2 protein-coding genes are annotated in these 1,763 nt (G+C 29.3%); both read left to right on the forward strand.

Annotated elements, in window-relative coordinates; genetic code table 11:
* Positions 1-158: 158 nt before the first annotated feature.
* Complete coding sequence (locus F0000_RS27185; RefSeq protein WP_149627831.1) at positions 159-1,112, forward strand: hypothetical protein; 954 nt, start codon at positions 159-161, stop codon at positions 1,110-1,112.
* Positions 1,063-1,566, forward strand: a complete 504-nt coding sequence (locus F0000_RS27190) for a hypothetical protein (protein ID WP_223148955.1) — start codon at positions 1,063-1,065, stop codon at positions 1,564-1,566. Before F0000_RS27185 ends, F0000_RS27190 begins: the two co-directional genes overlap by 50 nt.
* Positions 1,567-1,763: the final 197 nt, after the last annotated feature.

A 1,763-nucleotide genomic window follows, 5' to 3' on the forward strand; every position in this document is an offset into this window, starting at 1 on the left:
TACCTCGATCAAAAAAGAAAACTAGGACTAGTGAAAAGAATTAGAAAACAAATTGATAAATTTGGATTAACTAATGATGATTTGCAAATAACTGTAAATCAGTAGTGTAATTTTACGTTAGTCAGAAGCACCCAAAAAAACTTTTAAGATTAAAACAAATGAATAATAATATTTCCCGACAATTAATTGATCGAATTGAACACGCTCTAAAAGAAATAGCAAATGAAGTACTAAATAGTTCTTCTACAAATCATAGTAACTTAGAACGGACTATGATCCAGAAAGTAAATGCTAAAATGGCTAATCTTACTAGAGGTTTATCATTTAGATTTCCTATTCCTAGAGAAATCGAAGTGAAAAATATATCCTATAAACCTAGTAATACTAGCAATGGTATTATCAAAGGGGAAATTATAATAGAACATTGCGAAAGACAAAACATTCATAAATATGGAGATCCAGGCTATCCTGGAAAAGAAGATGGACAACTCTGCGAATACCCAGAGCATTCCAAAAAATTCTACAAATGGAATAGTGCATTAAAACAATGGCAAGACATTTACCATAGTATAGATAGAGGAAATAACAATGAACAAAGTTGGTATGATAAATTAAGCAACAATGCAGCTTTTGAACCTTGGTGGGGTAATAATCCTGGAATGGACGGAATAAAAAGTGATCGAAAAAAAAACGGAGCGGATGATCTTTGGGGAGATCCGGGAGTAAGAAAATTTAACAGTACATTCAAACAAATCTCTGCTGATGTAATGAAATCGATCTATAATTTTACTTATGATTTTAAAACAGTTCTCAAATATTACACTAAATTAGGAACTGCATTCGGATATGGAGATGAAGAAAATTCATTAAGTTCTCCTAATAACAATAATACTTATGTGTCAGATGAAGAACCTAAAGTAACCATTAGTATCGAAAGATTGTATCGTTGGAACGTATGGGAATCATATGGAACAATTCAGCAAAGTGGAATGAGCGTTAAAAAAGATACTGCTGTATTTGCAAAAGATTCTAGCAGTATCCGCGAAAGGATAAAAAAAGAAAATGAAGCAAAAAGAAAAAAAGGATATGATAGATTTAAGAATAAAGACTAAAAACACTCCTCTGGTTATTCTAATATTTTTTCTTATAAGTTTAGGATGTAAAAATAATCAAGAAAAATCATCATATCTCAAAACATTTTATGTAAAAAACCCAAAAGTTAATGAACGTAATGTTGGCAAAATTATTTTTGACTCTGAATTAGACACAATAAAAACTGGCGAAAAAGATTTAAAGTCTACTACTCTTTTCTTAGGAAAATTTAAAAGTATTCATACCATCAAAGAATTAGAGCAGATGCATCAAAGTTTAGATACATTTGGCTTTATCGAAAAAAGAAATGACACAATATATTTTGATTATGAATTTGATAAACTTGGTACTTTTTATTTAGATGGATATATCGAAGAAAAAGTTTTTCTTGACAACTATTATAAAAATGGAAAATCAAGATTGATTACTAATCAAATTAAGATAAGTAAAAAAGTAAAAGTAATCGAAAAGTAAAAAGCCAGCTTGTAACAAAATGTATGAAGTCATAATGCTCTAAAGAGACATTACGCCTCATACATGAATCGTTGAACTAAACCTTCGGTAACTTTTTTCTGCTGGATTTCGTAATTTAATAGAAATAATTAAAATCTATAACTTATGTATCAAAAAAAAGAGTTGAGTCTTGCTGTGAAAAAGCAAAAAGAACTGTA

It is taken from the genome of Aquimarina sp. RZ0 (genome assembly GCF_008370685.1).
In the GTDB taxonomy this organism is placed as follows: Bacteria; Bacteroidota; Bacteroidia; order Flavobacteriales; family Flavobacteriaceae; genus Aquimarina.

Coding starts and splice junctions, on each gene's coding strand:
- F0000_RS27190 (WP_223148955.1), top strand. CDS start 1,063: ATGAAGCAAAAAGAAAAAAAGGATATGATAGATTTAAGAATAAAGACT.
- F0000_RS27185 (WP_149627831.1), top strand. CDS start 159: ATGAATAATAATATTTCCCGACAATTAATTGATCGAATTGAACACGCT.